Origin of the sequence: Streptomyces sp. AN091965, from assembly GCF_022698285.1 — a bacterium.
Classification (GTDB): Bacteria; Actinomycetota; Actinomycetes; order Streptomycetales; family Streptomycetaceae; genus Streptomyces.
In genome coordinates this window covers 3,081,076-3,106,106 of record NZ_JALDMY010000001.1, presented here as the reverse complement: position 1 = coordinate 3,106,106, position 25,031 = coordinate 3,081,076, and the positions used below count along the sequence as shown (strand labels likewise).

29 protein-coding genes are annotated in these 25,031 nt (G+C 68.4%); 25 read left to right on the top strand and 4 right to left on the bottom strand.

Annotated features, from left to right (window positions below):
* Nucleotides 1–51: 51 nt before the first annotated feature.
* From MQV74_RS13000 to MQV74_RS12985, 4 genes are all read left to right on the top strand, one after another.
* Entirely contained in the window at nt 52–948 is an 897-nt protein-coding gene (locus MQV74_RS13000; RefSeq protein WP_374120776.1) for an endonuclease/exonuclease/phosphatase family protein, read from the top strand.
* Nucleotides 949–1,009: 61 nt separating this feature from the next.
* On the top strand, nt 1,010–1,720 hold the full coding sequence (cseB, locus tag MQV74_RS12995; RefSeq protein WP_242717156.1) for a two-component system response regulator CseB: 711 nt from the start codon (nt 1,010–1,012) through the stop codon (nt 1,718–1,720).
* A 1-nt stretch (nt 1,721) separates the two neighbouring features.
* Complete coding sequence (locus MQV74_RS12990; RefSeq protein ID WP_242717154.1) at nt 1,722–3,047, top strand: sensor histidine kinase; 1,326 nt, start codon at nt 1,722–1,724, stop codon at nt 3,045–3,047.
* A 789-nt stretch (nt 3,048–3,836) separates the two neighbouring features.
* Nucleotides 3,837–4,106, top strand: a complete 270-nt coding sequence (locus MQV74_RS12985) for a GntR family transcriptional regulator (protein ID WP_242717152.1) — start codon at nt 3,837–3,839, stop codon at nt 4,104–4,106.
* Nucleotides 4,107–4,179: 73 nt separating this feature from the next.
* Here MQV74_RS12985 and MQV74_RS12980 read toward each other — a convergent pair whose 3' ends face one another.
* Nucleotides 4,180–4,914, bottom strand: a complete 735-nt coding sequence (locus tag MQV74_RS12980; RefSeq protein WP_242717144.1) for a GntR family transcriptional regulator — start codon at nt 4,912–4,914, stop codon at nt 4,180–4,182.
* A 195-nt stretch (nt 4,915–5,109) separates the two neighbouring features.
* Here MQV74_RS12980 and MQV74_RS40765 point away from each other — a divergent pair, with 195 nt between their 5' ends.
* The 17 genes from MQV74_RS40765 (at nt 5,110) to MQV74_RS12895 (ending at nt 17,444) form a co-directional block, all read left to right on the top strand.
* On the top strand, nt 5,110–5,358 hold the full coding sequence (locus tag MQV74_RS40765) for a helix-turn-helix domain-containing protein (RefSeq protein WP_278194137.1): 249 nt from the start codon (nt 5,110–5,112) through the stop codon (nt 5,356–5,358).
* Nucleotides 5,355–5,780 (top strand): hypothetical protein, encoded by a 426-nt coding sequence (locus MQV74_RS12970; protein ID WP_242717140.1) that lies wholly within the window; start codon nt 5,355–5,357, stop codon nt 5,778–5,780. Before MQV74_RS40765 ends, MQV74_RS12970 begins: the two co-directional genes overlap by 4 nt.
* Complete coding sequence (locus MQV74_RS12965) at nt 5,780–5,947, top strand: hypothetical protein (RefSeq protein ID WP_242717138.1); 168 nt, start codon at nt 5,780–5,782, stop codon at nt 5,945–5,947. Before MQV74_RS12970 ends, MQV74_RS12965 begins: the two co-directional genes overlap by 1 nt.
* Entirely contained in the window at nt 5,944–6,156 is a 213-nt protein-coding gene (locus tag MQV74_RS12960) for a hypothetical protein (protein ID WP_242717136.1), read from the top strand. The genes MQV74_RS12965 and MQV74_RS12960 overlap by 4 nt, the downstream gene beginning before the upstream one ends.
* Entirely contained in the window at nt 6,153–6,524 is a 372-nt protein-coding gene (locus MQV74_RS12955; RefSeq protein WP_242717134.1) for a DUF6907 domain-containing protein, read from the top strand. Before MQV74_RS12960 ends, MQV74_RS12955 begins: the two co-directional genes overlap by 4 nt.
* Nucleotides 6,521–6,763 (top strand): hypothetical protein, encoded by a 243-nt coding sequence (locus tag MQV74_RS12950; protein ID WP_242717132.1) that lies wholly within the window; start codon nt 6,521–6,523, stop codon nt 6,761–6,763. Before MQV74_RS12955 ends, MQV74_RS12950 begins: the two co-directional genes overlap by 4 nt.
* A 193-nt stretch (nt 6,764–6,956) precedes the next feature.
* Nucleotides 6,957–7,793 (top strand): hypothetical protein, encoded by an 837-nt coding sequence (locus MQV74_RS12945; protein WP_242717130.1) that lies wholly within the window; start codon nt 6,957–6,959, stop codon nt 7,791–7,793.
* Nucleotides 7,790–8,239: a hypothetical protein gene (locus tag MQV74_RS12940; RefSeq protein ID WP_242717128.1), complete on the top strand. Its 450-nt coding sequence runs from the start codon at nt 7,790–7,792 to the stop codon at nt 8,237–8,239. The genes MQV74_RS12945 and MQV74_RS12940 overlap by 4 nt, the downstream gene beginning before the upstream one ends.
* Before the next feature lie 11 nt (nt 8,240–8,250).
* Nucleotides 8,251–8,748, top strand: coding sequence for a hypothetical protein (locus MQV74_RS12935; protein ID WP_242717126.1), 498 nt, complete (start codon nt 8,251–8,253; stop codon nt 8,746–8,748).
* A gap of 19 nt (nt 8,749–8,767) precedes the next feature.
* The gene (traA, locus tag MQV74_RS12930) at nt 8,768–9,277 is read left to right on the top strand and encodes a plasmid transfer protein TraA (protein WP_242717121.1); all 510 of its coding nucleotides are present in this window, start codon (nt 8,768–8,770) and stop codon (nt 9,275–9,277) included.
* 45 nt (nt 9,278–9,322) lie between these two features.
* Nucleotides 9,323–11,314, top strand: coding sequence for a plasmid transfer protein TraB (gene traB / locus MQV74_RS12925; RefSeq protein ID WP_242728634.1), 1,992 nt, complete (start codon nt 9,323–9,325; stop codon nt 11,312–11,314).
* An 871-nt stretch (nt 11,315–12,185) separates the two neighbouring features.
* Nucleotides 12,186–12,386, top strand: coding sequence for a helix-turn-helix domain-containing protein (locus MQV74_RS12920; RefSeq protein WP_242717120.1), 201 nt, complete (start codon nt 12,186–12,188; stop codon nt 12,384–12,386).
* A gap of 247 nt (nt 12,387–12,633) precedes the next feature.
* The gene (locus MQV74_RS12915; RefSeq protein ID WP_242717119.1) at nt 12,634–13,503 is read left to right on the top strand and encodes a bifunctional DNA primase/polymerase; all 870 of its coding nucleotides are present in this window, start codon (nt 12,634–12,636) and stop codon (nt 13,501–13,503) included.
* Nucleotides 13,500–15,116: a DNA primase family protein gene (locus MQV74_RS12910; RefSeq protein WP_242717118.1), complete on the top strand. Its 1,617-nt coding sequence runs from the start codon at nt 13,500–13,502 to the stop codon at nt 15,114–15,116. The genes MQV74_RS12915 and MQV74_RS12910 overlap by 4 nt, the downstream gene beginning before the upstream one ends.
* A gap of 172 nt (nt 15,117–15,288) precedes the next feature.
* Nucleotides 15,289–15,951 (top strand): hypothetical protein, encoded by a 663-nt coding sequence (locus MQV74_RS12905; RefSeq protein WP_242717117.1) that lies wholly within the window; start codon nt 15,289–15,291, stop codon nt 15,949–15,951.
* Entirely contained in the window at nt 15,948–16,793 is an 846-nt protein-coding gene (locus tag MQV74_RS12900; protein ID WP_242717116.1) for a hypothetical protein, read from the top strand. The genes MQV74_RS12905 and MQV74_RS12900 overlap by 4 nt, the downstream gene beginning before the upstream one ends.
* Nucleotides 16,794–17,150: 357 nt before the next feature.
* Entirely contained in the window at nt 17,151–17,444 is a 294-nt protein-coding gene (locus MQV74_RS12895; RefSeq protein ID WP_242717115.1) for an HNH endonuclease, read from the top strand.
* Between the two features lie 3 nt (nt 17,445–17,447).
* On the opposite strand, the gene MQV74_RS12890 is transcribed toward MQV74_RS12895, so the two are convergent.
* Nucleotides 17,448–17,678, bottom strand: a complete 231-nt coding sequence (locus MQV74_RS12890) for a hypothetical protein (RefSeq protein WP_242717114.1) — start codon at nt 17,676–17,678, stop codon at nt 17,448–17,450.
* A gap of 210 nt (nt 17,679–17,888) precedes the next feature.
* Here MQV74_RS12890 and MQV74_RS41150 point away from each other — a divergent pair, with 210 nt between their 5' ends.
* A complete protein-coding gene (locus MQV74_RS41150; RefSeq protein WP_242717113.1) occupies nt 17,889–19,004 on the top strand; it encodes a site-specific integrase in 1,116 nt (371 codons plus the stop codon).
* 6 nt (nt 19,005–19,010) lie between these two features.
* On the opposite strand, the gene glnA is transcribed toward MQV74_RS41150, so the two are convergent.
* A complete protein-coding gene (gene glnA / locus MQV74_RS12880; protein ID WP_242717112.1) occupies nt 19,011–20,420 on the bottom strand; it encodes a type I glutamate--ammonia ligase in 1,410 nt (469 codons plus the stop codon).
* A gap of 222 nt (nt 20,421–20,642) precedes the next feature.
* On the opposite strand from glnA, the gene MQV74_RS12875 reads away from it, so the two are divergent.
* Nucleotides 20,643–21,110: an RDD family protein gene (locus MQV74_RS12875; protein ID WP_242717110.1), complete on the top strand. Its 468-nt coding sequence runs from the start codon at nt 20,643–20,645 to the stop codon at nt 21,108–21,110.
* A gap of 365 nt (nt 21,111–21,475) precedes the next feature.
* On the opposite strand, the gene MQV74_RS12870 is transcribed toward MQV74_RS12875, so the two are convergent.
* A complete protein-coding gene (locus tag MQV74_RS12870) occupies nt 21,476–22,834 on the bottom strand; it encodes a transcriptional regulator (RefSeq protein WP_078868937.1) in 1,359 nt (452 codons plus the stop codon).
* Nucleotides 22,835–23,389: 555 nt separating this feature from the next.
* Between MQV74_RS12870 and MQV74_RS12865 the strand changes: the two genes are divergently transcribed.
* Complete coding sequence (locus MQV74_RS12865; RefSeq protein ID WP_030679670.1) at nt 23,390–23,827, top strand: glycine-rich domain-containing protein; 438 nt, start codon at nt 23,390–23,392, stop codon at nt 23,825–23,827.
* 83 nt (nt 23,828–23,910) lie between these two features.
* Nucleotides 23,911–24,762: a protein kinase domain-containing protein gene (locus tag MQV74_RS12860; RefSeq protein WP_078868936.1), complete on the top strand. Its 852-nt coding sequence runs from the start codon at nt 23,911–23,913 to the stop codon at nt 24,760–24,762.
* Nucleotides 24,763–25,031: the final 269 nt, after the last annotated feature.

Here is a 25,031-nt window from a genome sequence, read left to right as displayed (position 1 = left end):
GAGCGCACCGAAGCCCCGGCCGGAGGCAGTCGTTCCGACCGGGCCGGGTGGATCGTGGCCGCGCTCGCCGTGTTCGTCGCGCTGCTCATGCTCGGGCACTCGCTCGTGCCCAACACCCTCGGGAACGCCGGCAGCCTCCTTGAGACCTTCCTGCCCTGGCTCGGGGTGAGCGTGCCGGTCCTGCTGGCGGCGGCCCTGCTGCGCCGGTCCGCCGTGGCCTGCGCCGCGGTCGCGCTCACGGCCATCGTCTGGTGCTCCCTGTTCGCCGGTACGGTCCTCGACAAGAGCTCCACGGGCGGGGACCTGTCCGTGGTCAGCCACAACGTCCACGACGGCAACCCCGACCCGAAGCGCACCGCCCGCGACCTCGCCGCCTCGGGCGCCGACGTCATCGCCCTGCAGGAGCTGACCTCGCGCACCGCCCCGGTGTACGAGCGGACCCTGGCCGACGCCTATCCGTACCACGCGGTACGGGAGTCCGTCGGGCTGTGGAGCAAGCGTCCGCTCCGTGCCGCGGAGCCCCTCGCGATCATGCCGTGGACCCGCGCCCTGCGGGCCACCGTCGACACCCCCAAGGGGCCGCTCGCCGTGTACGTCGCCCATCTCGCGTCCATCCGTGTGCACCCGAGCAGCGGATTCGCCACGGAGAAGCGCAACGAGGCGGCCGCGCGGCTCGCCGGTTTCGTACGCGAGGAGAAACTGCCCCGGGTCGTCGTCGTGGGCGACCTCAACGGCACCACCGACGACCGCGCGCTGCGGCCGCTGACCTCCCGGCTCAGGTCGGCGCAGGAGGAGGCGGGGCAGGGCTTCGGTTTCAGCTGGCCCGCCGCGTTCCCGGTGGTCCGGCTCGACCAGGTCCTCGCGCGCGGGGTCACGCCGGTGTCGGCCTGGACCCTGCCGCGCACGGGAAGCGACCATCTGCCGGTCGCGGCCTCCTTCCGGCTGTGAACGGCCTCCGCGCCGACGCGACCGGTCGATCGGCGCCGCGGAAACGATCTAGGGTGACCTGATGGGACAGAACCGTGGCGGCGCCACCGCCGGCGTCCGCATCCTGCTGGTCGAGGACGACGAGACGATCCGCAGGTCCGTCGGCATGGTCCTGGAGCGCTACGGCTACCAGGTGGCCGCGGCGCCGGACGGGCTGACGGGCCTGGAGATGTTCCGGGACGGGCAGCACGACCTGCTGCTGCTCGACGTGATGCTGCCCTTCCTCGACGGGATCGGGCTGTGCCGCAGGATCCGTGAGACGAGCCAGGCCCCGATCCTGATGATGTCCGCCCGGGGCGACGCGCTGGACGTCGTGGCCGGACTCGAAGCGGGCGCTGACGACTACGTCGTCAAGCCCGTCGACACCACGGTCCTGGTGGCACGCATCCGCATGCTGCTGCGCCGGGCCACGTTCTCCGCGGCCGCGCCCGAGACGGCCGACGACGGCGGGGTGCTCACCTTCCGGGACCTCACCGTCGACACCCGGGGCCTGGAAGTGCGCATCGGCGGAAGCCCGGTGGCGCTCACCCCCACCGAACTGCGGCTGCTCCTCGAATTCGTGGCCGCGCCCGGAATCGTCCTGGAGCGGCAGCGGCTGCTGCGCACCGTGTGGGACTACGGCTGGGAGGGCGACAGCCGGGTCGTCGACCTGGCGGTGCAGCGGCTGCGCAAGAAGATCGGCGCCGACCACATCGAGACCGCGCGCGGTTTCGGCTACAAGTTCCGGCGCTGACGTGGCACGTGACGCGGTCCGTGACCGCCGCGCGCTCCTGCGCTTCGTCGACCCCCGCTCGCTGCGCTGGAAGATCGCCGCCGGGGTCGCCGCCGCGGCCTGCGCGATGGCCGTCGGCATCGGGGTGCTGGTGCACCAGCGCACCGAGGAGCGCGCGCTGGGCATCGGCCGCGGCACGGCCGCGCGCGAATTCGAGCTGGCCAAGGCCGAGTTCCTCGGTGAGCAGCCCGACAGCTCCGGCCTGCGGGGACGCCCGGACTACATCGTCGGCGACGAGGTGCCCGACCCGCTGCTGGACCGCCTCGGCTCTTCCTCCACGCCTGTGACCTGGTACGACACCCGCAATCCGCTGCAAGGGCCCGCCATGTGGGCGGCGGGGCGGGCCGACGGGACCGTGCTCGCCGTCCGCGTCGACATGGTCGGCGAGCAGCTCAGCCTCGAAGCCCTCGACCGGCACATCCGGTACGCGGCCATCGCCACGCTGGCCGTCGTCGTCCCCCTCACGCTGCTCGCCGCCGAACTGGTCCTGCGACGCCTGCGGCGCGTCGCGGGGACGGCCCGCCGCATCCGGCACGGCGACCTCGACGCGCGTACCGAAGGCCGCGGCCATGACGAGATCAGCGAGATCTCCTCGGCCGTGGACCACATGGCGGACGCGCTCCAGGAGCGGCTGCGCGGCGAGCAGCGCTTCACCGCGGACGTCGCCCACGAGCTGCGCACGCCCCTGACCGGGCTCGTCACCTCGGCCTCGCTGCTGTCCGAGAGCGAGGCCACCGACCTGGTCCGGGACCGGGTGCGGGTGCTGCGCGGCCTGGTGGACGACCTCCTGGAGATCTCGCGCCTCGACGCGGGCGCGGAGCGGGCCGACGTCCAGCCGGTGCCGCTCGGCGAGCTGGTGACGGAGTCCGTGCGCAGGGCGGGCCTGGCGGACCACGTCACCGTCACCGTCGTCGGCCGCCCCGTGGCCGAGACCGATCCGCGCCGCCTCGACCGCGTCGTCACCAACCTGGTCCTCAACGCCCACCGCCACGGCGGGACCCCGGTGGAGGTCACCGTCGACGGCACGACCATCGCCGTACGCGACCACGGCCCCGGCTTCCCCGAGGACCTGCTCCGCCACGGCCCGCAGCGCTTCCACACCGCCGCCGCCGAACGCGGCCACGGCCACGGCCTCGGCCTGACCATCGCCACCGGTCACACCCGAGTCCTCAACGCCCACCTCACCCTGACGAACGCGACCCCCCAGGGCGCCCTCGCCACCCTGACCCTCCCGCGGCCGCCCTCAACGCCACACCGCTACACCGACGACGAAGGCCGCCACCCATAGGCGACGGCCTCCCACACCGAGCCTGACACCAGGCCGGGGCTCTTTAGATGTCGAAGTACAGCTCGAACTCTGACAGGGCTCGTGCCACCTGCGTGGCGAATGGGCAGTCGCGCTGACCTGGGCATTTGACCGTTGGGACGCGTTGGTAATAGCTAGGAACGTTAGAAGGTTCTGCGGACTGATTGCGGACCGCGCATGTCACTGACGGTCGCGTTGCACGCGAAGGGCCCCTCGCCTGACTTCACAGGGCGAGGGGCCCTTTTTTGCGTCCATGGGGCGTCGTGAGCGCCTATCGGCGCGGCGCTGGGGCGGTCTGTGACGGAGGGAGCGGCGTGGGACACAGCTTGTGCGACTCGACTGTGGGGCTGGCGCCCGACCCCGTGTGCACGATGTCGTTTCGGGTGGCCTGTCCGGCAGTGATCGGCTGGTGGCAGTGCCAGCAGAAGGGCCCAGTGGTCATGACTGGGCCTCGCTCAGGGTCGCGTCGAGAGCTCGCCGGATGGGGCACTCCCGCCAGTTCACCTTGCAGTTCTGGCACGAGGCCGCAGTCCTGAGCAGTGCGTGGCAGGCCGGATCTGATAGGGGTTCGCCCGCTGTGGGGGCGCGGTCGGGCTCGGTATCCTCGGCCATGTCGACTCCTTGGTGTCGGCCACAGCCTCCGGACCGTGCCCTCGGCCGCGGAGGCTCTTTGCGTTGTAGCAGCGTAGGCCTACTTAGTACGTCTTGGTACGTCCTCAGACGGCCTAGCTCGATCTATGCCCACTCAGGTGGTCCTCTTACGGTCGGAACATGATCGACCTTGACCGGGACGCCATGACGCCGATGTACGTGCAGCTCGCCAACGTGCTGCGCGACCGGATCCGCAACGGCGAGATCCCGGTTGGCCGGCGCCTGCCCTCTCAGGCGGAGCTCGAGGTCGAGACCGGCGGCGCCGTGTCCCGGCGGACCATCAAGAGCGCACTCGAGCTCCTCGCCGCCGAGGAGCTCGTGCAAGGCGTTCAGGGCAAGGGCGTGTTCGTCATCGCCAAGCCAGGTGACGCCAGTAAGGGCCAGGCTTAGCCATCGCTTCGAAGAGCGCAGAGCCCCACCCGATGGCTCTGGGTGGGGCTCTTACGTTCGCACGGGGGAGTGCTCAGTCGCGGTCGTGCTCCCGCGTGAGTTCGCGGCCTGGCCCGTGGTAGTCGACGGCGTACTCGGTCGGCTCCCCATGTTGGTCCCAGTAGTGGTTCACCACGACGAGTGTCCGCTCACCCGCGTCGACCCCCAGGTGCTCGGCGACGTCGGCGGGCACCTCGCGGATGGCGATGGTGTCGCGCTGCCTGGAGGCGCGGCGGCCGGTCGCGTCCTCGATGGCTCCGAACGTCATCTTCGGAAGCGCCTCGGGGCGTAGCAGCTCAGGGGCTCGCTCTGCGATGCTCCCTTCGATCCAGGTGGTTGAGACCGTCTTGACGCCGAGGGTGTCGAGGTAGCGTCGCCGCCTCTTGACCACCTGAGTGCCCTCGTCGAGACCGAGCGCGTCGGCGACCTCCCGCGTCGCCGGTTCGAGGTCTGCGCCGAGGAACTCGACGGTGTCGTTGTCGAGGCCGTCGCCACCCGCCCGCAAGCGACCCAAGCGGTCGGCCCCAGCGATGATCTTTCGCGGTTTAGCTGCGACAGTTCTGACGCCTTGCCCAGTGACGGCGTACCCCTCTGCACGCAGCGTAGGGGCGACGCGTGCCGCCGTGGCGGAGCTGATGCCTTCGGTGCGCATGATCTCTCTTGCGGACGGGATCGGGTCGCCCGGCAGCAGCTCACCTCGTTCAATCTGCGCCTTGATCTTCTCCGCGATCCGCTTGTACGGCGGTAGCGGAGTGGGGACCTCGGACATTCAATTCCTTCCCGTTCTAAGACGCCTTAGAGAAGCTATTGACTTCCCTACTGTTCTAAGACACCTTAGGTGACGCGGCTTCGCTGCGACAGGGAGCCCGTTCCGAACACGCCAAAGCCCTGGCGGGGTGATCGCAGTGCTCGCAACACTGCGCCCGCCAGGGCTCCGCATCCATCGAGATCTGGAGTCTCAACGATGCACGTCGAGCCTATCGCGCCTGCCCCGGAGCAGGTTCAGGAGCAGACCTCCCCGCTCCGACCCAAGACGATCGCCGCCGCTCTCCGAGTGAGTGACCACACGGTCTACGCCGAGATCAAGTCGGGTCGTCTGGCGTCGTACCGCGTGGGTCAGGGGCGGGGGACCATCCGCGTCTCCCGCGCCGCCTTCGAGCGGTACCTCGCCGACCGCGGCATCCCCGCCGCAGACCTGGCGGTGGCACTGTGACGATCACCGCCGATCTCCTCTGCATGTCCATCGACGAGCCGGTTCCGTTCACGCTGACCGAGCGGGCCGCGCGCGTCGTCAAGCCGTCCGTCGACTTCGTCATGGACGCCCCCATTCAGCAGCTCCTCGACGAGCTGCACGTGGAACTCGTCGAATCGTCGATCACGGACCCCGGATACACCGGGCACGCCATCGTCGCGCGCGGCGAGGTCGTCGTCTGGCTCCCGCCGAACCGGCCGGAGTTCGAACGCGACTGCATGACCCGCTACCTGATCGGCGACGCGCTCCGCGTCGACGGCCTGCCGCCGCTTCCCGAGCAGTTCAAGGTCACGGAGTTCACGAACATCACAGGCGACGTCAACGACGCCATCCGCGCCCAGGCTGACGAGGCGCTGCGCCGCGTCCGTGAGGACGGTGCCTGATGGGTGAGCGTCAGATCCTCGCCGACTTCCCGGCCGGCGCCCCGCGCGGCAGCTGGCCCGCCGAGGAGCGTGCCGCCGAACTGCGCTCCCAGGGGCAGCCCGCCACGGTCGTCATGGACCTCGACTCCGACCGCTTCCTCGTCGTCGTGAAGACGGTGGCGTCATGAGCTACGACCCTCTGCACACCCCGGGCTCTACGGTCCCGGTGCCTGGCCCCTTGGACCTTGAGGTGCGGCTCGCCCGCGACGTTCTCGCCGAGGTCTCCACTGCGAACATCCACGCCCACATCGAGATGATCGAAGCCGCGGCGAGCCTCGACTGCCGACTGCGTTTCCTGCTCGCGGCGTTGGACGCCGAACGAGGTGGTCAGCCGTGACCGCCCGCACGATGACGGTGGAGACGGGGGATCACGGCCCGGTGCGGCTGCCGGTCCCGTCGTGGGTGACGTGGACGACGCCGGCCGTCGACTACCGCTCCGACATCTGCCACAACGGCGCGGAGTACCCACTGATCGTGGTCACCCCGTGCTGCGGTGAGGTGCGGGTGGCGACGGCGCAGCTGACGCAGTGGCCGTACTCCGTGGACGACACGGAGGTGCGGGCCGCTGTCGAGCTGGACAACAACCACGAGTTCGACTCCGAGTCCCTCGCCGGGTTCCTCGACGCGCTCGTGGTGTGGGCGGTCGGCCCCATGCACGCCCTGCACGAGCAGCTGCAGCGCCTCGAAGGGGGCGACGCGCCGTGACCGAGCCGCCTGTGAAGGTCGTCGGCCGCCTGGTTGTCGACCTTGGGGAGGGCCGCGAGGACCGGACGCGCTGGCAGCGCCTCATCTACTCGCGGCAACCGCGCGCCTTCTACGAGTGTTTCCGCCCCGGCTGCACGCGACGGATCGAGGGGCCCGTGTCCGGTCCGGAAGAGGTCAAAGCGTTCGTGGCGACCGCGCGAGCAGAGCACGTCAACTTGCTGCACGGGGGCGTGTCGTGACCGCCACGTGGCCCGTGCGCCGGCCGACCGAGCACGCCGCGATCCGTGCGGTGGACCGGTCGCCCCGCCCGATCCCCTCCGTTCCCGCCCTGATGGCCGCGCTCCTCGTCGCGAACGAGCGCCGTGACCGTGAAGGGCTCTGCTTGGCCGCGCACCGTGTCGTGCGTGCTGCCGCCCCGAAGGAGGCTGGCGAATGAAGACCGAACCCGATGTTCTGGGCTGGTCGGCCATGCTGGCGTGCATCGTCGTGACCGCGCACGGGGAATGGTCTCTGGCCGTTGCCTGTGGCTACGTCACGACGGTGGCGGCCGGCCTGCCCATCGCTATCGATGCCTACGCGATCCGTGCGATGCGGGCCGGGAAGGAGATCCTTCCCCCAGTGCTGCTGATGGTCGCCACGAACGCCGGGGCGCACCTGGTGCACGGCGGCATGCTGCGGGTGACACCGTGGCTGATCGTCCTCGTGTCAGCCATCGCCCCCGTCGTCCTGTGGCGGGTACACGCGCTGCGGCGGCACGAGTCGGCCGAACCCGAGTCGACAACTGATGACATTGTTATCAGTTCCCCGACACCCGTCGTCGAGCCCGTACCCGAGACGAAGCCGGAGCCTTCCCGGCCCGTACCTGTGGCCGTACCCGAGGGGGCGCGGACGCTCCCAACATTCGGGTGCCGCGGGGAACTGCAGCGGGCGTTGCGCAATGAGCGGCCCGCCCTCGTACCCGCCGCCGAGTACACCCGTACCCGCGCTGAAGTACACGCGGAGTGGACCGTACCCGGCGACTACGTCGACGAGAACGGCGACCCGGCTGACGATTCGGGGGCAGCCGTCGCCCCGTGGGAATCCGCGAAGTACGAACTCGGCTGGGCAGCCACGCACTTCAGTGACGAGCTGCTCGCCGGGAAGCTGCCCACTATCCGCGCCATCAAGGACCGCCTGTCGGTAGGGCAGGACAAGGCCAAAGAGGTGCAGGCAGGCTTCCGTGAGGCACTGTCCAAGCCGCAGGAACCTGCCGGGGCGGTGGCACCGTGAAGCCGTCCAACCTGCCTGAGCAGTACCGCCGTTACGCCGAGCAGCCGCTGACGGGCGTCGTCGAGCTGTCGAGCGAGCGTGAGGCGGCCGTGTGGGTGCCTGGCGCCTACGGCGGCATGGTCGCCGTCCCCAAGTCGCAAGTCCCCGCGCGCATCGAGGCGACGCCCGTCCGTGACCTGACTCCGCAACGTTTGTTCGACCCGACCGCGCAACGCCTGCTCGGCGCCGGCCTCGGCGGCGGTGCGCTGCTGTGGGGCGGCGGCCAGCTGCTCTCAGGGGCCAGCCAGTTCGTCAGCGCCTTGACCGGGGCGGGCGCCCTGGTGTTCTTCCTCGCCCTCGTCGGGGCCCGCGCCGTACTTGGCCGCGGCGCCACCTACGTGCGCCACGAGCAGCACACCCACGTCCACCAGAAATGGCTTGGCCGCACCAACATCCACAACCAGTAGTGGGGGAGCCCATGCCCAGCCGTACCCGTACCCGGAAGACATCGTCCGGGGTACACACCGTTCGTATCCCGCGCGGCCGTGGCCGCCGAGGACAACCGTTCGTCGTCATCGTCCCGGAGCGGCCCACGCTCACCCTGGAAGCGCTCGGCGTCGCCGCCTGTGGCTACCTGTGGCGGGCGCGTACCTCGCTGTACCCGACCGTACTCGCCGTACTCGGCTTCGTACTCGCCGCCGTACTTCACGTACTCGCCTGGTGGTCCTGCTTCCTGCCCGGGGCCGGCGTCGTGGCGCCCCTGGCGTGGCTCGCCGTGGCACAGCGCAGTGACCCCGCCGCCGGAGCTGAACTCGCTTTGCGTGCCGCTCTGGCGTCCGCGCTGACGCTCGCCGCGCTCTGGCTGACCGCGGCCATGGCGTTCGGCCCCACCACCGGCCCCCTGGAACTGATCTGGCTGCTCGCCCTCATCGGCGCCCAGGCCATCTGGCTCATCATCCGCCGCACCTCGAACTGACCAAGGGAGCTCCCTTCCGATGGCAAACCAGACGCACAACGGCGCCCCCAAGGGCAACAAGTTCGCGAACGCCGGAGCTGCCGCGGGCGGTTTCGCGGGCGGACTCGCCGGATCAATCACCCCGCCCATCAACATCACCATCAACCGCGGCAACGGCGGTGCGCCCAAGCAGGCCCGCACACTGCTGCCCGACCCGGACTTCTACTCCCCGGCCAGGGTCCGCAACTACTGCAACACGCTGCGGGCCGTCGGCGTGACGCTGTCCATTGAGGTCGCCATGGCCGCCGAAATCCTGCAGGCCACCCTGGCGGCCGTACCCGACCCCGACGGGCGGGCGATGGGCTCCCGCATCCGCGCCGCGAAGGTCTCCCGCAAGATGCGCCGGTCCGCCGTCGCGCTCCGCTCCGCCGCGAAGAACGCCGCCGCCTGCTACGCCACCTTCCAGCAGGAGTACGAGGAAGAGATCAACCGGGTACGCCACCGCGCCCGCAAGCCCAAGACGCCCGCCATGAACTGGGCCGAACAGTAAGGAGGCAAGGCCATGGCCAGCACGGACAACGACGCGCAAGTGCTCATGCAGATGCTCGACGCGCAGCGCGGCAACTCCACCGGCGGCGGTGTGGGCGCCTACCTGCTGCACCGCGCCAAGCCGCACATCCCCCCGTGGCTGATGGCCGGCGCCACCGGCCTGGCGGGTGGCGGGGCGAACCTGATGTGGGCGGGCTCGGCAGCTGCCGCGGTCGGCCTGACCCTGTCCTCGGTCGCGCTCACCGGGGTCACCTGGTGGGCGGGCCGCTCCACCAGCGTGCAGCGCCGCCTGCACTCCGCCATCACCGTGGCGGCCGGAGCGTCGTGGTTCACCACGGCCGCGCTGGCCGGTCCGTTCACGGGGCCGATCCCCGACCTGTTCCTGATGGGCGGCCCCACCCTGGCCCTGTCGTGGAACGTGCGGCTGCTGCTGCGCACCCCCGACACCACTGGCGGGGGCGGGGGCGACAAGGGGCTGCTGGAGAAGGTCGGCCTGGCCCGCGCGCAGATCGGCGCCGGGAAGGTCGAGCCGAACCGGGTCACCGCGCCCGTCACCCTCGTCAGCGGTGAGCAGACCAACGACGACGTCGCCAAGGTTCTCCCGAACATCGCGTCGGCACTGGATGTGCCCCGCACGGCGGTGCGCTACCAGCCGGACCCGGACTCCGAGCGCCGCGGTGACCTGGTCATCGTGCCCGAGGACATGCTCAAGCAGGCCGCCGAGTGGGAGGGCCCGTCCTCGCCGGGCGGGTCGATCGCCGAGCCGCTGGTCATCGGCCGCTACGACGACGGCTCACCGATGTACCTGTGGCTGCCCGGCGACCCGAAGGCCAAGCGCAACAGCACACACCTGCTGGTCGCGGGCGGTACCGGGTCCGGTAAGGGCGACCTGGCCCTGAACCTGCAAGCCGAGATCATGTCCCGCCGCGACGTCATCGTCTGGTTCTCCGACCCGAAGATGTTCCAGGACTTCCGGCCGCTGCTGCCCGGCTACGACTGGGCAGTTGAGGGCGGTGCCCCCACCGAGGGCATGGTCGAGTCTTTGAAGGTCGTCATCCCCGCCCGTACCCGCTGGCTGGGACAGCACGGATACCGGCAATGGCTTCCCGAGGCCGCGCAGGAACAGAAAGATCCCGCGCACTCCTGCCGCGCCGACGGGAAGGCGTGCGGCTGCCCCGGCATGCCGTTCATGGTCGCCTGGATGGAAGAGGCCGCCAACACGCTGCGATACCTGGGCACCGACGCGTTCACCGGCATCGCGCAGGAAGCCCGCTCGGCAGGCGTCGCCCTGGTCGTGTCCCTGCAGCGCCCCACCTACGACCAGATGGACGTCAGTACCCGCGCCTCCCTGCCGTCCGTCATCGCGCTCGGCTGCACCCCCGACGACGAAGCCTTCTCCCTGCCCGAGGAGGTTCTCGACGCCGGCGCCCACCCGGGCGTGTGGCGCAACCGCAGGCCCGGCTACTGCTACGTCGTCTCCCCGGGCATCCCCGAGGACCGCTACGCCTCCCCGGGCCGCACCTGGTTCATGCCCGAGAGTGTCACCGGCCTGCTCGAGGCCGTCGCCGAATGGTCGGCCCGCAACGGCGCCCGCCCGGACCCGGTCACCGCCCAGGCCGCCGAGTCCGTCGTCGGACGGGCCTACACCGACCGGAAGGACGCCGGAGAGATGAACGGCGCCAACGAGGACGACACCGACGAAGACGTTCTCGTCGACCCCGAGGACGCCGACATCGACGAGAACCTCGACCTGCCCGACACGCAGGAAGGCGACGACGAACCCATCTTCGGGAAGGACACCGGGCGCAAGCCGGAACCCGAGGAAGCCCGCCGACTGTTCGCCGCGGCGCTCGAGGAGTTCGAACGGAACGGACAGATGATCGTGGGCCCGAAGGACTTCAGCGACTGGTGCGAGGAGCACAACCTTGGCCGGTCCTGGGTGTCGCTGCGGCTGAAGGAAGCCTACGAAGAGGGTCGTCTGAAGGAGACCAGCAAGGCCGGGCGGTGGCGCATCGTCCCCGCCCTGGCATCGGCGTAACACCCCGTAACGCGTTACGGCCCCCTAACAGCCAAAACCCTAGGCACGGGCGGGTGTCACGCGCCCTAACAGCAGGCCGTGACACCCGCCCGGCACCCGTCGTAACACTCCGGGGAGGTACCTCGTGAACGACCCTATGCCCTGTTCTGACTGCCGACAGCTACGAGGATCGACCCGGACGTCCGGGCGGCAGAAGGCCGATCTCTCGGGCGCGGGCTGTCCACCTCTGGACGGTTCGCGGGGTGACGCCCTCAGCCCTGGCCAAGTCGGTGGCTGGCCGCGCGGACTCAGCGGCAACGCGCAGGTAGCGGAGAGCGAGGCGAGCAAAAAAGCGGGCGTCATCCGGGCCCGATGGGTTCCCGAGAGGGCCCTCGTAAGGGTCATCCGGGCCTGCCATTACAGAGGCTTGTACCTTGGCGCCGGCCGTGGCGCGGCGAGACCGAACAGCTGACTCGATCGCCGCGAGCGGGAAGGCCCGCAGTTCTCCGATTCCGACCGCTCCAGGTCCCGGGACGTAGACGCCAGTGATCACAATGCCGCTGTCGTCCGTGCCCATCCGCAGCATGAGGCGCCTCCCGGTGTCGGCATTCTCAATCAGGTCCCATGACACGGGGTCCTCGACGCCAGTGGTCAGACCAGCGGCCGCGTCCAGTTGGGAAGCGTGAGCCTGGTCGATGGGAGAGGCGATCACGCGCCAGGGCTGCGGCAGGTCTTGGTCAGTAATCACAAGCCGACGGTATGCCCGATATCAACGCCAGTCAACGTGATCGCGCAATCACGATGACGCCCTTGCGCAATCACGACACGGTGCGGTACACCTGAGGTTGTCGTGATTGATCGAAAGCGACACGACACGTCTTGAGAGGCACAAATGACCTTGCAAGAACGCATCGACAAGTACATGACCACCGAAGAGGTGGCCCGCCGATACCGGACCGCCCCCGGCACCATTCGCTACTGGCGGCACATCGGGTACATCCCCGGCGGCGTCAAGCGCGGCCGACGAGTCCTGTACGACCCTGAGGCGCTCGACCGCTGGGACGCCGGGCAAGCCGGAGGCACCGCAGCATGACTCAGAACGCAGAAACGCCCCGGGCCGAATCCGGGGCGTTTCAGAAAGTCTCCGCGGCTAGCGGGTCGACTACGGCCAGCTTGCCACAGCTCATCGCCCGACCGGTACCCGTGCAGACGTCGGGGCGAACGGAATTCGCCGCACGCTGCCCCGAGTGCAAGTCGTGGCACCGGCACGTCGCACTCGGCATCAAGACGGCCCCGTGCGGCACCGTCTACCGGCTCGAGTTCGCCAGCAAGGGGGCGGCATGAGCAACCACGACAACGCCCTCGACAACGCCCTTCGGGCGGCACAGCTCGGGTACGCCGTGGCGCCCACCACTATCCGCAAGACCCCCGCCATCCCTTCCCCGCACGACCGGGGGCACAACTGCAAGGGGCAGTGCGGAAAGCCCGGACACGGCGTGTACGACGCCACCACCGCCCCCGGAGATGTACGGCGTCTGTTCGGTCTGGCCCCGAAAGCGGTCGGCTACCTGATTGCCTGCCGTGGCCGCCTCATCGGTCTCGACATCGACCGGAAGAACGGCGTCGATGGGTACGCCACGCTCGCCCGTCTCGGACGTGAGCACGGCTTCGAGATCCCCGAGATGACGACCACCGTGTTCACCCCGACCGGCGGTGCGCACGTGTGGATGGCCGTCCCCGACGGGGTCACGGTGCCGAACTCGGTCGGACGACTCGGCCCCGGTCTCGACGTCCGGGGGACCGGCGGGTACGTCGTCGGCCCCGGCTCGATCGGGCAGGCCGGGGAGTACACGTTCCATCCGAAGGTCGGCTACGTCGACCCGCGGCCGGTCCCCGAGCAGCTGCTGAGGCTGATGCTGCCCCCGTCCCCGGTCGCCCGTCCGGCGCCACGGCGGGCGGTCGCCTCTGATGCTGATGGGCGTGCCCTCGCTGGTCTCGTCGACGTCGTCCTGCGGGCCGCCCAGGGCGGACGGAACTCGGCTCTGTACTGGGCTGCTTGCAAGGCGTGGGTGCATGTGTCAGACGGACATCTCGCGGCCTGTGACGTCGAGGCTGAACTGATCGGCGCGGCTCTCCAGGTCGGACTGGGTGAGGCGGAAGCACGCCGCACGGTGGCGTCCGCCGGCCGCGGAACGGGGGTGTCTGCGTGAAGGACTTGCAGGGTCCGGGTCGGATTCCGGCGCCCACGAACCCCATGGCTGTCGCGCGGCGGATGTCGCCGCGGTGGCAGACCGAGGATGGCGTCCTGACGTTGCGGCATTGGCGAGCGACGTGGATGCAGTGGGAGCGCTCGTACTGGCGGGAGCTCGACGACCAGGAGGTACGCGCCGACCTGTACAAGCTCCTGGAGCACGCCGAGTACTGCGCAGGTCTCGACAAGGACGGCAAGGAGGTGATCAAGCCGTGGGCGCCGACGATCCGGAAGGTTGCCGACCTAATGGGGGCCACGGCCGCCATCACTCATCTGCGGCCGTCCGTCGACGCACCCGCATGGATCAGTGAACGAGACGCGGTGAGTCGCGACTCAGACCCGTCCTTTACGCACGGAAAAGACGGACCGATCGTCGCCTGTGAGAACGGGCTTCTCCGCGTCTCCGATCGGGAGTTGATGCCGCTCACGCCAACGTTCTTCAATCTGGTGTCGGTCCCCTTCGACTTCCGGAAGGGGGCCACGGCGCCCGCCTGGGAAGCGTTCCTCACCCAGGTGTGGCCGGACGATCCCGACTCGATCGCCGCGTTGCAGGAGTGGTTCGGCTACGTCCTGTCGGGCCGCACCGATCAGCAAAAGATGCTGCTCGTGGTAGGCCCCACCCGGTCCGGCAAAGGCACGATCGCCCGCATCCTCACGGCCCTGGTCGGCAAGGGAAACATGGCGGGCCCGACGCTCGCCGGTCTGGCCACCAACTTCGGTCTGGCCCCGCTGCTGGGCAAGTCCCTGGCCGTCATCTCCGACGCGCGTCTGAACGGCAGGGACGGACAGGAAGTCGTCGAGCGCCTGCTCACCATCTCCGGTGAGGACACCATCGACGTCGACCGGAAGTACCGCCCGCAGTGGACGGGCAAGATGCCCACCCGCCTCATGGTCCTGTCCAACGAGCTGCCCAACTTCGGGGACTCGTCGGGCGTGATCGCCAACCGGTTCATCGTCCTGACCATGCAGGTCTCATGGCTGGGCAAGGAGGACACCGAACTGACGGGCAAGCTGGCGGCCGAGATGCCCGGCATCCTCAACTGGGCACTGGACGGGCTTGCCCGCCTCGAGGCGCAGGGACACTTCACGGAACCGTCAGCGTCCACCGAGGCTGTCATCACGATGCAGGACACAGCCTCCCCGATGTCCGCCTTCGTGCGGGAGTGCTGCGAGACCGGGCCCACGGAGACGGTTCTCGTCGACGACCTGTGGAACGCGTGGAGCTCGTGGACTGAGGACAACGGAGTCAGACGGGGCAACAAGCAGTTGTTCGGCCGCAACCTTGGCTCGGTCGTCTCCCAGGCGAAGCGCACCCGCCCCCGCGGTGATGACGGCCGCCAGGTACCCACGTACACCGGCATCGGCCTGAAGCCTCGCAGTGGCGACCACATTGGGAAAAGTCGCGACTCACCGCGGCTCACGGACTCTGGAGACGGTCTGAGTCGCGGTGAGTCGCGACACAACCCATTGTGGTCGCCACTTACAGACGCGCCGAAGTGCGCCGTCTGTGGCTTCCCCTTCGAGCCCCTCGAACCCGGGCAGACCGCGCACCCCGGCTGTGATGCCGCATGACCCGGGCCGGCCTTCGCTGCGTCGTATGCGACCGCCCGTTGAAGTCGGGCCGGGGGCGGGCCTGCGTCCGTGGTTGCGGAGCCCATCTCTGCAGGGCCGCCCGGGTCCCTCACTGTTCCGACGTACACGGCGGGCAGTGCCCGCATCACAACACCCTGGAAGGACGTTGATCATGACCCCCGAGCAGATCTTCAACAAGTCCGGCGCCGACCTGTCCGCCGAAGCGCAGCGCGCCCTCGACGGCACCCGGCAGCAGGGAGCAGCCAACGCGGAATCCGCCCGTGCGGTCATCGATCGAGTCATGGACCGCAAGGGACTCACGGACCAGGCGAGGCAGGCAGCCGCCTCACGCACCTTCCGCCAGGCGCAGGCCCGCGCCGAGCAGCTCGTCAGCGAACACATCGCGGGCGTGGAGCGGTTCAAGCAGAGCCGCCTCGACCGCGCCTTCGGAGCCCGCGGCGGCGACGCCCAGAGCCTGATGGCCCGCCGCCAGGCACAGCAGATGGTCACCAGCGCCGACGAAGACTGGAAGGCGATGGACCTGCTGAAGACCGCGCAGCAGGACGGTGACACCCAGCTCGCCCAGGTCGTCGCCGGCCACGCCTACTCGATGGGCTGGACGGACGTCGTCGACCAGTGGAACCACGACGGCGCTCACAACACCGCCATCGCGGGACTCCTCGAGGCGCAGCAGCTGCCCGACACCAACGACATCGGCTGGCGGATGGGCGTGGCCGCCGAGTACTACGTGGACAAGCCCGCCGTCCTCGACGGCCTGCGCGATCACGAGATCGACCGTCTCGCCCGTGACGACCTCGGAGGCGAGGCCGCGTGATCACCTTCGATGCCGACACCGGCAGCGCACAGAAGGCGGTGAAGGCCGCACGGCGCCGCAAGCTGCCCGTGCCCGCCGAGATCGACGCGACGGCCGCCATGGTCGATGTGGCTCTGAAGGCGGCGCACATGCAGCCCCCCGAACGCCCGACCCGCGACGACGTTCCCGCCACCGCCCAGGAGCTGGCCGCGCTCATCGAGGAGCGGGCCCACGCCCACCGCATCGCCCTCGCCCACCAGGCCGTGGGCACGGACTTCCTCGAGCCGATCGCCCGCAAGTACAACGCCCTTGTACGCGACCGCGTCCCCGGCTGGATCATGGCGTTGCAACCCGAGTTCAACGGCCTGATCAAGCAGCTGCGCATCCAGTCCCGAAAGCTGCCCGACAGCCTCGACCGCAACCACCTGAACTGGAACGACCCAGCCGTCACCGCGCCGTGGGAGAAGGCGGAAGGCATCGCCTTCCAGCTCGACCAGATCGTCCACGACCGCCAGGACATGGCACGGGCAGGCGGGCTCGCGGGCGAGGGTGGCCAGGACTCCGCGCTGTACGCGGTGGCCAAGCTGCCCAAGCCGAGCACTGAGGCTGTGGTGCAGCACGTGATGCGCACCCACGTCAGCCCCGAGATGCAGCAGTGGCGAGAGCTACGACACCAGCCAGTCTCACGCTGGCTGCAGCTGGTGCGCTCCGAGCACCTGACCATCGAGCTGGCCACACCCGACGAGGTACGTGAGCGAGCAGCACTCAGGGACAAGTGGGTCGAAGCCATCGCGTTGCGAGGCGTTGCACCAGTACCAAGCCAGAAGGCCATCAAGGCCATCGAGTCAGCGCTGCAAGGCTGACCGATGAAGACGTCGACGCTCCGCGAAGCGCTGGGGGCCGGCGCCGAGCGTTGCAGCGTCGACACCGCGGTCCGGCCGGTCTTCCTGGGCCGTTCGCCGGCCGGACCGCACCAAATGTGGATCAACCACCCGGGACCGGATCCCCGCCCCCGCGATCTTCAAAGATCGAAGACGTATAGCTGCTGACCTTCTGCCCGGGTTTGGAGGTTTTGGATCTTGCAAAGCCGCAGGTCAGAAAAACAGGGGTCGGCCGCACGCAGATCCCGGCGTGCTACACGGCTTCGGTCTGCCGGTGATCGCCTACCGGGTTCCCTTCCCACCCCAATCGCTGTCCGCTTCGCCCGAATTGAGGTTCTGATGGCTCACAACTGGAACACGAGTAGCCGCAAGTCACGCCTGCCTGCGGACTGGGAGAAGCGCCGTAAGCAGGTGATCGAACGGGATGTGGTCTGCCAGATCTGTTTCGTCCGTGTCGCAACGGTCGCGGACCACATCGTTCCGATGACCGATAACCATGATCTGGATGCGCTTCAGGGTGCCTGCGATCCGTGTCACCGGGTCAAGACCGCCAAGGAAGCGGCTGCCGCGCGTGCGGCACAGCCCCGCCCGACCGCACGCCGTGGTGACGAGCCGCATCCCGGTCTTCTCTGACCCTCAGGCCTGGAAGTAGGGCAACCTCTTCAGGTCTTGGAGCAGCTTCAAGGATTGCTCATCTTCGAGCTCGATGGTGATCTTGGCCGTGTAGCCATCCTCTGCCTTCTTAGGCTCCACGTGGAACTCGTGACCCGCCTCGACGATCAGCTTCAGCACCTTGCAGATATCGAAGGAATCAGTGTCACCGGTGGTGATCGTTGCGCTTCCCTGAAGTCTGTACTGGTTTCCCATAACGCTCTCCTCCGCCAGCTGAACCTCAGGCTTCAAGCGTGCGCCCGTGAGAGAGCTGTCGGCAACAGATGGCCCCTGCCTAGGTTGTTCCTCCCCGCACTGCGGCTTTTTGGGTCGCGATGCGATGGGACGAACAGATCACTGCAAACACCCCCATCCTCAAGGGACGCCGTGCGAGCGTGTCAGTCCTTGCTGGAGAGAGGTACCGACGTGGCAAGCAAGAGCATCAAGAAGAGGCCGAACGGTAAGTGGCGGGCCCGCTACCGGGATCTCGCCGGTAAGGAGCACGCCCGTCACTTCGCGCGCAAGACCGACGGTAAGGACTGGCTCGACGAGGTCACAGCCGCGCTCGTAACCAATACCTACGTTGATCCGAAGGACAAGAAGGTCACCGTCGACGAGTGGTGCGACCTGTGGATCGAGTCCTACGCGAAGCGCGAGTCGACCGTGCGTCAGGCCAAAGTGCACCTGGCGCAGATCCGTGCCGAGTTCGGCCCGCTGCCGCTGATGGCCGTGGACGAGATGGCGGTCAAGAGGTGGATGGCGCGTCTGCTGCGAGAAGGGGTGGCGCAGTCGTACCGGTTCGCCCTGCACAGCCGCCTCTCTCAGGTGATGCGGGCCGCAGTGCGCGCGAAGAAGATCACGGCAAATCCGTGTTCCCGGGAGAGCTCGCCAGGCGCAGGCAAGCAGCGGCCCTACGTCTGCACGGAAGCGCAGCTGTGGGAGCTGTACGAGGCCGCGGAAGAGAAGTACCGCCCCGCGCTGCTGCTGGGGGCGTTCGCCGGCCTCCGGGTCGCGGAAGCGTGCGGTTTGCGCGTGACCGACGTAGACCTGAGCGCACGGACGATAACGCCAGCGGTGCAGTACCCGTGCATGCCCCTCAAGACGGAGGCGAGCATGTGGGCCGTGCCGATCCCGGACGAGTTCGTGGGGGAGCTGAAGCGGCTGTTCGGCGGACGTGAGGATGGCTGGGTTCTGCTCGACGACGACGGCTCACAGCTGGGGCCGTGGAAGATCGAGCGGCACATGCGCCGGATCCGAAAGCAAGTGCCGGGGCTGTCCGCGCAGTTCCGGTTCCACGATCTTCGTCACTACTACGCGAGCATGCTGATCGCGAACGGCAACGACGTGAAGGTGGTGCAGCGGCGACTGCGGCAGGCGAAGGCTACGACGACGCTGGACACATACGGTCACCTCTGGCCCGACTCCGACCAGACCACTCGGGACGTTGTCGGCCGCGCAATGCAACCCTTGATCAACAAAACTGCGGACCCTCTGCGGACTGTCGAAGAGTCCGCAGAGGGTCCGGCCAGCTCAGAGCACTGATGATCTTTAGAGGTCGAAGTACAGCTCGAACTCGTGCGGGTGCGGACGCAGCTGGATCGGGGCGATTTCGTTGGTGCGCTTGTAGTCGATCCAGGTCTCGATCAGGTCGGAGGTGAAGACGCCGCCGGCCTGGAGGTACTCGTTGTCCGCCTCCAGGGCGTCGAGGACCGCGGGGAGGGAGGTGGGGACCTGGGGGACGCCCGCGTGCTCCTCGGGGGCGAGCTCGTAGAGGTCCTTGTCGATCGGCTCGGCCGGCTCGATCTTGTTCTTGACGCCGTCGAGGCCCGCGAGCAGGAGGGCCGAGAAGGCGAGGTAGGGGTTCGAGGAGGGGTCGGGGGCGCGGAACTCGACGCGCTTGGCCTTCGGGTTGGAGCCCGTGATCGGGATGCGCATCGCGGCGGAGCGGTTGCGCTGCGAGTAGACCAGGTTGACCGGGGCCTCGAAGCCGGGGACCAGGCGGTGGTAGGAGTTCACCGTCGGGTTGGTGAAGGCGAGGAGGGAGGGGGCGTGCTTGAGGATGCCGCCGATGTAGTAGCGGGCGGTGTCCGAGAGGCCCGCGTAGCCCTGCTCGTCGTAGAAGAGGGGCTCGCCGCCGGTCCACAGGGACTGGTGGACGTGCATGCCCGAGCCGTTGTCACCGAAGATCGGCTTCGGCATGAAGGTCGCGGTCTTGCCGTTGCGCCAGGCGACGTTCTTCACGATGTACTTGAAGAGCATCAGGTCGTCGGCCGCGGCGAGCAGCGTGTTGAACTTGTAGTTGATCTCGGCCTGGCCCGCCGTGCCCACCTCGTGGTGCTGGCGCTCGACCTTCAGGCCCTGCTTGTCCAGCTCCAGGGAGATCTCCGCGCGCAGGTCGGCGAAGTGGTCGACCGGGGGAGCCGGGAAGTAGCCGCCCTTGTAGCGGACCTTGTAGCCGCGGTTGTTCTCGACCGCGCCGGTGTTCCAGGCGCCCGCCTCGGAGTCGATCTCGTAGATCGAGCGGTTGGCGGAGGTCTCGAAGCGCACCGAGTCGAAGACGTAGAACTCGGCCTCGGGGCCGAAGTACGCGGTGTCCGCGATGCCGGTGGAGGCGAGGTAGGCCTCGGCCTTCTTGGCGACGTTGCGCGGGTCGCGGGAGTACTGCTCGCCCGTGATCGGGTCGTGGATGAAGAAGTTGACATTGAGTGTCTTGTCACGGCGGAAGGGGTCCACGCGGGCTGTCGACAGGTCCGCGCGCAGCGCCATGTCGGACTCGTGGATGGCCTGGAAGCCGCGGATGGACGAGCCGTCGAAGGCCAGCTCCTCGTCGGGGTCGAACGCCTCCGCCGGCACCGTGAAGTGCTGCATCACACCCGGCAGGTCGCAGAAGCGGACGTCTACGAACTTCACGTCCTCGTCCGCGAGGAACTTCTTGGCGTCGTCGGCGTTCTGGAACATCCAGCTCCTCCTACTCCCGCCCAGGAGGAGCGGGGTTGCAGCTCGGTCGTGCGGCCAGTGCGGTGGCACACGCTGGACCCGACCATAGGGAGGGGGCATTTCTCAAGCGTGACCCGTTTGTTTCGCCGAAGTTAACCGGGCGGGGGTGCCGGGGCCCATCGGCCCCCTCCCACCCGGACCCCGCCGGGCCCCGTACGGGATCGGGCGCAGTACCGTGGACGGGTGGACAACAGGCAAGCAATCGGATCGTGGCTCTCCGGCCCCCGCGCGGCAGCAGAGGACGCGGGCGTCGACTTCGGATACCGGGGAGAGCGGCTCGGCCTGCCCGAGGAGGGCCCGGGTTCCATCGCCCGGCCCGGGCGCAGGCTCGGGGCGATCGCCGTGGACTGGGCCCTGGTCATGGTGATCGCATACGGCCTGTTCGCCCGGGACAACGCGCAGGCGGCGGGCAACTGGGCGCTCGGCCTGCTCTTCGTCATGAGCGTGCTGACCGTCGGCACGGTCGGCTGCACGCCGGGCAAGCGCCTCTTCGGCCTGCGCGTCATCGCCGAGGACGGCGGCCGCCTCGGCCTCGGCCGCGTCCTGGTGCGCAGCGTGCTGCTGTGCCTCGGCATCCCCGCCATCATCTGGGACCGCGACGGCCGCGGCCTCCACGACCGCCTGGCCCGCGCGGTGCAGGTCCGCGGCTAGTTCCCGCACGACAGAGCGCACGCACAGACGCCGATGCGCAGACAGACGCCGATGGGGCGGCCGGAACCTTCTGGTTCCGGCCGCCCCATCGGCGTTAGGCGTACGACGCGCTAGCGCGCCTTCGGACCGCGCGGCATGCGCACGTTCTTGGGCATCGGCCCCTTCGGGACTGTTCACGCAGGTAGCATTTGCGTTCACTCTGCGCTCGTAGGGTCTCACCTGGGGTAATGCGTGGATCAAGGGCGGTACCTGCCGGGGGACCGCCCTTGATCATTGTGGGGCCAGTCGTTGACCCGCGTGAAGCCTACGGGCAGAAGCTGGGGACGGTGTCCCTTCGGGCGCATCGAGAGATGCCGCATACGTCGCTACACAGCCAAGAGGGCGCGGGCCCGCTCGTTGATATCTGCGACGAGAGGGTGTGCGCCGAAGGGGACCATCCGCCGCTGCACATCTTGCAGTGCTTCCACGGCACGGGAGGACTTCACCTGTCGGGCGAGATCAATTGTCTTCACGCTCGCAGAGTGAGCGGCCTCTAGATCCTTTCGCTGTAGGTGCGTGACGGCCAACGCGGCCTGTGACATCGCTCCGCGCCGCGCTCGATTCTGCTTCTTGGCATATTCGATGGAGCGCGTTGCATGCTCGGCTGCCCGCTCCGGTTGCTCCAAGTCGCGGAAGGCGTTGGCGATTTCTCCATGGAGGTAGGCTCCATCAATGAATTTCGCCCACGCGGGCTTATCCTTTTCGGATTCCGCACGTGAAAATTCCTTCTCGGAATTCAGCACTGCTCGCGCGGTGCCCGCCTTGTCTCCAAGGGCTGCCAGGGCGCGTGCTTCCAGGACCCAAAGGTCTGCGCGACACGACGGCGCATCGACTTTGGCGAGGCCGTGACGCCCCGTCTGCGCTAGCCTTCGCCCCTCTTCCGGGTTCCCGGTGAGTGTCGCTTGGTCGGCCATGCCTGCCAAGACGTGGGCACCTAGTGCTGCATCGTGTGACTCGTCAGCCATCCGAAGGCTTTGAATCAAGTACCGATGCGCGGCCGAATGCTCTCCATTATCGAATGCCATCCATCCAAGCAAGTAGGTCTGCTCACAGATGGCGGCAGTGAGGGCGCGATAGACCTTTTTGGAGTAGGCCTGCCGCAACAGCGGATAGACGTGCTCGTTCATGTACTTCTTGAGCAGATCACGCCCACTACCCCCGCCTTGCATGACGTCAATCTCTTGGAATGCGCCAAACATGTTGCGAACCTTCGTGACGTCTTCAAGTCGGAGGCGTTCACTGCTCGTGGGTTCCGGGGCCTGGTCGAGAGTGCTCAAAAGCCAGTCACGCGATGGGCCGATACCGGCTCCCACTGCGAACGGCGTTGCTGCCAGGAATTTCCTGCGATCCATATCCGCTCTCCCGAGTTCGGTCACGGCCTCGACAGTTTCTGCCCACGATGCGTGGTACGTCAGCGAACGGTCAAGGTCTGGCGGGTCTCCTAGGCCAACGTCGTACGTAGTGATGCGGCGGCCGAGGCGAGCGGAGAGGACATCCGCGATGATCACGGGTAGCGGGGCCCGTGGGGTCATGCCGTCCATCCAGCGCCGGACGCTGCTGGCATCCGGGCTGACCTGAACATGTCCGATGTCCTTGGCTCGGGCCTGTACTCGCCGAGCCAGCTCGGCTTGGCTCATCCCGGAGCGAGTGAGCATGTCGCGGAGTCTTCCGTTCGGGTTCGTCATCGCTGCACGCTGCTCCTTTGGCTCCGGTCAGAAGTGCCAAGGTTTACCACCCCCTCAGACGCTACTCCCTTTGCCCGCACGGGAGTTGTCTTGGTGTCGAACTCGCCGCCGCTCGATTCGGAGCAGAGCACATGGCACCCACAGATATCGCCGCGGCGCATCCGCCGTAACCGAAACTCCGTTCGCTTGCGCCCTGTCGGCGGGGCGCAACCGAACGGGTGGCTCCGCCCTCCGCGCCGCGCCCTTTCTGCCCGGACCCCGCTTCGGGGGACGGTCGGCAGGGCGGAGCCAGCAAGGCCCCCGCGTCCGTCTTCGTCCCGTGCATCAGGGATGGGCGCGGTATGGCCCGGCCCTATGGCCCTGACTCTGACATCGGGGCTGCCGGGCCAGCGGTTAGCCCCCGACTCTGCTGCAAGGGGTGCTGCTTGTCGGGGGCTCACCGTCCATCGGTTCCGTCCCTGTCGTCTTGGCTCTGGCCTGCTTCCCCCGACTGGTGAGGCTGGGCGGCGGGGGCGGTTCGCAAGGTGCACCACTCCACCTAGGAGGGAACGTGCAATGACCGCAACAGCGACCGAACTCCGCACGGGCTCCTCGCTCGTGAGCGAGGAACTTGCCCGCAGCGTCGCCCACTTCGTCCACGTCCACAGTGGGCAGTCGATGGAGCGTGCGCAGCGGATAGCTGATCAAGCGTTCGCGTTCGTCTACACCGCTGCGACGACCCAGCGGATGGTCCCGAGCGATGACGTGGACTTGGGCCTACATGCGTTCATCCTGCACACGCGGGAGTACGCCAAGTTCTGCCAGAGTCACGCGGGTCACTTCCTGCACCACACCCCCGCGATCGGCGCGGGCTGCCGCACGGTGGAGGACGTCACCGCGTCGGCGCGCGCTCTCAAGGCGGCTGGCTTCGTGGTCTTGGATGACCTGTGGACCGTGAACGGGGAGAACGCTGCGCAGTGTGATGCGGACTGCGGACGCCCCTACGGCAAGTGATCTGTCCGCGCTAGTGGCGCGCTAGCGGCAGAGCCGATCCGGGGCTGTAACGGATCGGCTCTGCCCTGTTGAAAGGATCTCCAGTGAACGACCCTTACCCCATCCCGGCGCCCGTGGCTCACCTGCTGCAAGCGGAGTCCAGCACGCTGGTGCTCCATCGGCGCGGCTCGACCGTATGGCATGTGCGTACGAGCCTGGCTGAGTACGCGGTGAAGCTCGGATACCCGATCACGGCTACCGACGAGTGGGAGGCTGCGGAGTGGCCTGCTCTGGCTCCGGCACGGGAGGGCGCGGTGCTTCAGGAGCTGGGGTGCGACGTGGCCGTGTACGGCAAGTGGGAGCGCGGAACCTGGAACGTGCAGCCGTGGCATGACGGAGTCAGCCTGCAAGTCCTGTGGACGTCCCTCCGGTCCCGTGAGCGCGTCGTGGCTCCTCCGGCTCGTGATGCTCTGGCTTGTGCGCGGGTTCTCGCCACACTGCACGACAAGGGGTACGTGCACGGTGACGTGCAGCCTGCTCACTTCATCGTGCGCCAGGACCCCGTACAGGCCGTGCTGATTGATCTCGCGCTGGCGCGAGGCGCTGAGATCCCGCAGCGGGTCGACTTCCCGTACCGGGGCTGTCTCGTGCACTACGAGAGCCCGGAGATCGCCCGGCAAGTCCTGGAGTACGGGGAGGCGGAGCCGACACAGTCTGCGGACGTCTACGCGCTGGGAGCGTCGCTGTTCATGGCGGCCACCGGGTGGCGCCATGTGGAGTACCCCGATGACGCACCGCGCGCTGTACAGCGTCAGGCGGTGGCGCTTGGGCCGCACCGACCGGTGAACGTGGCGGGTGCGCTGGGGCGGCTGATCGTCGACATGCTGCGTCCCGTGTCGGAAGACCGACCGACCGTCCATGAGGTCTGCAAGGCGCTGGAAGAGGCGCCCGCGTAGATCCACCGTCGTCAGCGGAGTGATCTCCGTTGGCGGATGAAGCGCCCCGAGGGATCGATTAGGCCCGATCCGCCGGGGCTTGCCGACACAGCTGACTAGGAGCTGAATCGACCATGCGCGATGCTATCGCCAAAGCCTTCGGATGGGTGCTGGACCGGCTACCAGGGGCTCGACGCCCCGACGGGCCCGGCCGTCACTCGGAGGAGTTCTTAGCCGCACACAACCCGCTAGTGCACGGTCCCGTCTACGTGGCCCCATGGTCCCGGCCC